The 4,776-nt window shown below is 75.4% G+C and carries 5 protein-coding genes; 2 read left to right on the forward strand and 3 right to left on the reverse strand.

What is annotated here, in order from left to right; translation table 11 throughout:
- Nucleotides 1-59 precede the first annotated feature (59 nt).
- The 3 genes from hemQ to ACFU74_RS36100 are packed head-to-tail and all read right to left on the reverse strand — an operon-like array spanning nt 60 to nt 2,849.
- On the reverse strand, nt 60-785 hold the full coding sequence (hemQ, locus tag ACFU74_RS36090) for a hydrogen peroxide-dependent heme synthase (protein WP_380764360.1): 726 nt from the start codon (nt 783-785) through the stop codon (nt 60-62).
- Complete coding sequence (hemG, locus tag ACFU74_RS36095) at nt 782-2,218, reverse strand: protoporphyrinogen oxidase (RefSeq protein WP_380764361.1); 1,437 nt, start codon at nt 2,216-2,218, stop codon at nt 782-784. The genes hemQ and hemG overlap by 4 nt, the downstream gene beginning before the upstream one ends.
- Nucleotides 2,219-2,252: 34 nt before the next feature.
- Nucleotides 2,253-2,849, reverse strand: a complete 597-nt coding sequence (locus ACFU74_RS36100) for a Uma2 family endonuclease (RefSeq protein WP_380764362.1) — start codon at nt 2,847-2,849, stop codon at nt 2,253-2,255.
- 243 nt (nt 2,850-3,092) lie between these two features.
- Here ACFU74_RS36100 and ACFU74_RS36105 point away from each other — a divergent pair, with 243 nt between their 5' ends.
- Nucleotides 3,093-3,566: a DUF523 domain-containing protein gene (locus ACFU74_RS36105; RefSeq protein WP_380764363.1), complete on the forward strand. Its 474-nt coding sequence runs from the start codon at nt 3,093-3,095 to the stop codon at nt 3,564-3,566.
- Nucleotides 3,567-3,702: 136 nt separating this feature from the next.
- Entirely contained in the window at nt 3,703-4,755 is a 1,053-nt protein-coding gene (locus ACFU74_RS36110; protein ID WP_380764364.1) for a DUF4349 domain-containing protein, read from the forward strand.
- The last annotated feature ends 21 nt before the right edge of the window (nt 4,756-4,776 follow it).

Genomic DNA, 4,776 nt, shown 5'->3' on the forward strand with positions numbered 1-4,776 from the left:
CCCGGGGAGGTGTCCCCGGGGCCGGCGCCGGTGAGCCGCCGTCGTGCGGCGCGCGTCGCTCAGACCAGGCCGTTGAGCAGCTCGGCGACCGGCTTGCGGCGGCCGGTGAAGAACGGCACCTCCTCGCGGACGTGCAGCCGGGCGCGGGACGGGCGCAGGTCGCGCATCAGGTCCACGATCCGGTGCAGCTCGTCCGCCTCGAAGGCGAGCAGCCACTCGTAGTCGCCCAGCGCGAACGAGGCGACCGTGTTGGCCCGCACGTCCGGGTAGCCGCGGGCCATCTGGCCGTGCTCGGCGAGCATCGCCCGCCGCTCGGCGTCCGGCAGCAGGTACCACTCGTAGGAGCGGACGAAGGGGTAGACGCAGACGTAGTCGCGCGGGGTCTCGTCGGCGAGGAACGCCGGGATGTGCGACTTGTTGAACTCCGCCGGGCGGTGCAGCGCCATGTTCGACCAGACCGGCTCCAGCAGCCGGCCGAGGCCGGTGCGGCGGAAGCGGTTGTACGCCTCCTGGAGGTCGTCGGAGTCGCCGGCGTGCCACCAGACCATGATGTCGGCGTCGGCGCGCAGACCGGACACGTCGTAGGTGCCGCGCACCGTGATGTCCTTGGCGGCGAGCTGGGCGAACAGCTCGTCGACCTCGGCGGCCAGGGCGGTGCGGTCCTCGGGCAGGGCCCCCTTGAGCTTGAACACCGACCACATGGTGTAGCGGATGACCTGGTTCAGGTCCCGCGCCTTCTTCTTCGCGGGCTGCTCGGCGGCCTGCTGCTCAACGGTCTCAGTCATGCGCCCATTGTCCTCTCCGTGACGTTCGCCCCGGCCAGCGGGGTCAACACTCTGTCGAGCCCGGCGACGGCCGCCCGGGCGCTCGCGATGCACGCCGGGATGCCCACGCCGTCGTACGCCGCCCCGCACAGCGCCAGCGCGCCGACCCGGTCCGCGGCCGCCCGGATCCGGGCCACCCGGTCCAGGTGGCCGACCGGGTACTGCGGCAGTCCGGCCCGCCAGCGGGTGACGGCGGTGTCGTAGGGGCGGGCGGTCAGGCCGATCGCCTCGCCCAGGTCAGCCAGCGAGCGGGCGACCAGCTCCTCGTCGTCCAGCTCCAGCGGCTCCTCCTCGTGCAGCCGCCCCAGCGAGGTGCGCAGCACGAAGGCGTCCGGGGCCGAGCGCTCCAGCCAGCCCCACTTGTTGGAGGAGAACGTCGACGCCTTGATCCGGCGGCCGTCCACCGGCGGGACCAGGAAGCCGCTGCCGGCCGGGGGCTCGGGCAGGTCGGCGCGGCGGAACGCCAGGGTGACCAGCGCCATCCCGGCGTACTCGACGCCGTCCAGCTCGGCCGCCGCGCCCGGTGCGTCGGCGCGCAGCAGCCGGGCGGCGGCGGGCGCGGGCACGGCCAGTACGACGGCGGCCGCGTCCAGGGTGTCGCCGTCGGAGGTGGTCACCCGCCAGCCGTCGGGGGTGCGCCGCAGCTCGGTCGCCCCGGTACGGGTGCGCAGCTCGACGCCGGCCCGCGCGCAGGCCTCGGCGACCGCCGTCGGCAGGGTGCCGAGGCCGCCGCGCAGGCCCTGGAAGACGGGGGTGCCGACGGTCCTGGGGCGGGTCGCCAGCTCGCGCACGCCGTCGAGCAGCGAGCCGCCGCCGCGGGCGACCGGCAGCAGCGCGGGCACCGCGGCGCGCAGCGAGATCTCGTCGGCGTGCCCGGCGTAGACGCCGCCGAGCAGCGGCTCCACCAGCCGGTCCACCACCTCCCGGCCCAGCCGCTCGGCGACGTACCGGCCGATCGCGACATCGTCCGCGACCGCCTCGCCGGCCGCCTCGTGCCGGGCCCGCTCCAGCCCCTCGGGGGTCAGCACCCCGGAGTCCGCCAGCGCGGCGAGGTCCCCGGGGACGCCCATGACCTGGCCGCCGGGCAGCGGCCGCAGCGCGCCCCTGGTCCAGATCGCGGCCTTGGCGGTGGTCGGCGGCTCCAGCTGCTCGGCGAGCCCGACCGCCCGCGCCAGCTCGACCGCCTCCGGCCGCCGGGCCAGCATCGACTCGGCCCCGAGGTCCACCCGGACCCCGCCGACCTCGCCGCCCCACAGCTTCCCGCCGAGCCGCTCCGACGCCTCCAACAGCGTCACCCGCGCCCGGGCCGGCTCCCCCGCACCCCCACCGAGCACGGCGGCAGCGGTCAGTCCCGCAATACCGCCGCCGATCACCACGACATGTGCTTGCGCCATGCCTCGCAGTCTCGCAGGTCCTTACACCTTTGCCTCAATCCGCTGCACGCTTCGCCCTGGGTGCGGGGACGAGGGCGGTCAGATCGATGTCGACCGGGAACGGCACCGGCCGCTCCAGCCGCTTCCGGAAGATCCCGGCCGGGGCGTAGGCGGAGACGTTGGCGTCGAGCTCGTACGCGTGCACCACCGGCAGGCCGTCCTCCTCCTCGATCAGCCAGTAGTGCGGGATGCCGGCCTCGGCGTACTTCCGCAGCTTGACGACGCGGTCCCGGTGGGCCGATTCGGGAGAGACGACCTCCACGACGAGGGAGACCTCGTTCGGCGCGAACTGCGTCCGGCCGGGTTCGTACTCGGCGGTGGTCACGATCAGGTCCGGCTCGGGGCGGTTTCGCTTGTCGAGTCTGATCGTCATCTCTCGCCCGACCCTGCTTCCCTCAGGTACCCGGCCACGCAATGCGATGACCAGATCGGTGACAAGCTCGCCGTGCCACCAGCGCTGCGGGGACATCATGAAGACCAGTGCTCCGTCGATCAGTTCGGTGTGGCTCGGCGCCTGCGGCAGGCGGTCGAGGTCCTCGGCGAACCACCCCTCGATGCGGGGCGGGTACATCCACTCCGGCAGCTCACTCATGGGCTCCACGGTAGCGACTCCGCAGCGGACGTAGGGGTTCATCAGCACGCCGGGGCCGGGGGGCGGGGCGGGCGGGTACATCCAGTCGGCCAGTTCGGACACAGTCGTACGCTAGCCACTGCGGCGTGGCATCGACGAGGCGATTCCTCCGCGGTGGACCTGACGGGTGAAGCGGTTGGGTGTCGGCCACGGCGGCCGGTCGCATGTGATAGAGGCGCGGATCGGGACGGGCGGGAGTAGCCGGTGGTGGACGGGACGGCGGCGTTCGAGGGCGCCGACGAGAAGGTGCTGGTGAGTGCGTGTCTGGCCGGGGTGCCGTGCCGGTACGACGGGCGGGCGAAGGCGGCGCGGGTGGTGGACGAACTGGTCGCCGGGGGGCGGGCGGTCGTGGTGTGCCCGGAGGGGGCGGGCGGGTTGCCGACGCCCCGGCCGGCGGCGGAGATCGTGGGCGGGGACGGGGCGGACGTGCTGGACGGGCGGGCGCGGGTGGTGGACGCGACCGGGGCCGACCGCACGGAGGAGTTCACGGCCGGGGCGCGGGCGGCGCTGGCCGCCGCCGGGGCGGCGGGCGCGCGGCGGGCGGTGCTGATGGCCCGCAGCCCGTCGTGCGGCTGCGGGCAGGTGTACGACGGGACCTTCGGCGGGACGCTGCGGCCGGGGGACGGGGTGACGGCGGCGCTGCTGCGGCGGGCGGGGATCGAGGTGGAGTCGGCCTGACGCCTTGTCCGCTCCGCAGCCGAGCCGTGATCAAGCTGCGACGTCCCGGGCGGATCCGATCCGGCCCGGCGCCCGTCGAATGGTCCGAGCGCCCCGGAAGGGGGTGCGGGACAGTCGACGCGGGGAGGGCCCGACGGTGGGAAGAGGACGGCGGAGAGCGGGGGCGCTGGCGGCGGTCGCCGTGACGGCGGCGCTGGTGGCGGGCTGCGGGGCGGACCGGGACGGCGGGAGCACCAAGGACATGTCGGCGGCCGCCCCGGCCCAGGCCGCCGCCGGGGAGGCGGCCAAGGCGGACTCCGCGGTGGGGGCGCCGGGGGTCGCGGCCTCGGCGGCGCCCAAGGCCGCGACGGGACAGGGTGGGACGGGACAGGGCGCGACGGGACAGGGCGCGCCGGCCCCCGCGGCGGACGCCCGGCAGATCGCGTACTCGGCGCAGCTGACGGTGCGGACGGCGAAGGTGGACGAGGCGATGGCGCGGGCCCGCGCGCTGGCCCTCGCCGCCGGCGGCTACGTGGCGAGCGAGACGGCGAGCGGCCGCGGGGAAGGCGGCGGTGAGGAGGCGGCCGGCGCCCTGCAGAGCGGGCAGATCACCGTGAAGGTGCCGTCGGCGGCGTTCCAGCAGACGCTGGACGGGCTGGCCGAACTCGGCGAGGTGGTCTCCCGGCGCAGCCAGGCGGAGGACCTCACCCAGCAGGTCGCGGACGTCAACAGCCGGATGCAGAGCCAGCAGGCGAGCGTGGACCGGGTGCGGGCGCTGATGGCGCAGGCGAAGACGCTGGCCGAGATCGTCAGCCTGGAGAGCGAGCTGAGCCGCCGGGAGGCGGACCTGGAGTCGCTGCAGAAGCAGGTGAAGGAGCTGTCGGCGAAGACCTCGCTGTCCACCGTCACCCTGGACGTGCGCCGGCAGCAGGACAAGCCCGCGCCCGACGGCGTGCCGGAGGCCCCGGAGAAGGACGGCTTCTGGGAGTCGGTCGGCTCGGCGCTGAGCGGCGGCTGGCACGTGCTGGCCGTGATCGTGCGCGGGATCGTCGTGGCGGTGGCAGCGGTGCTGCCGTTCCTGCTGGTGGCGGTGCCGGTGGCAGCAGTGCTGTGGGCGGTGCGCGTCCGGCGCCGGAAGGCGGCCGGCCCCGCCCTCCCGGCACCGGGCCAGGACGAGGAGGACGAGGACGGGGGGCCGCACGCGTCCTGACGGCCGCGGGCCCCTCCGGGG

This window comes from Kitasatospora sp. NPDC057500, assembly GCF_042802195.1.
Taxonomy (GTDB): domain Bacteria; phylum Actinomycetota; class Actinomycetes; order Streptomycetales; family Streptomycetaceae; genus Kitasatospora.

What these genes read in the sequence shown, in the direction of transcription:
- hemQ (WP_380764360.1), bottom strand. Translation starts at nt 785, where the DNA reads ATGACTGAGACCGTTGAGCAGCAGGCCGCCGAGCAGCCCGCGAAGAAG.
- hemG (WP_380764361.1), bottom strand. Translation starts at nt 2,218, where the DNA reads ATGGCGCAAGCACATGTCGTGGTGATCGGCGGCGGTATTGCGGGACTG.
- ACFU74_RS36100 (WP_380764362.1), bottom strand. Translation starts at nt 2,849, where the DNA reads ATGAGTGAGCTGCCGGAGTGGATGTACCCGCCCCGCATCGAGGGGTGG.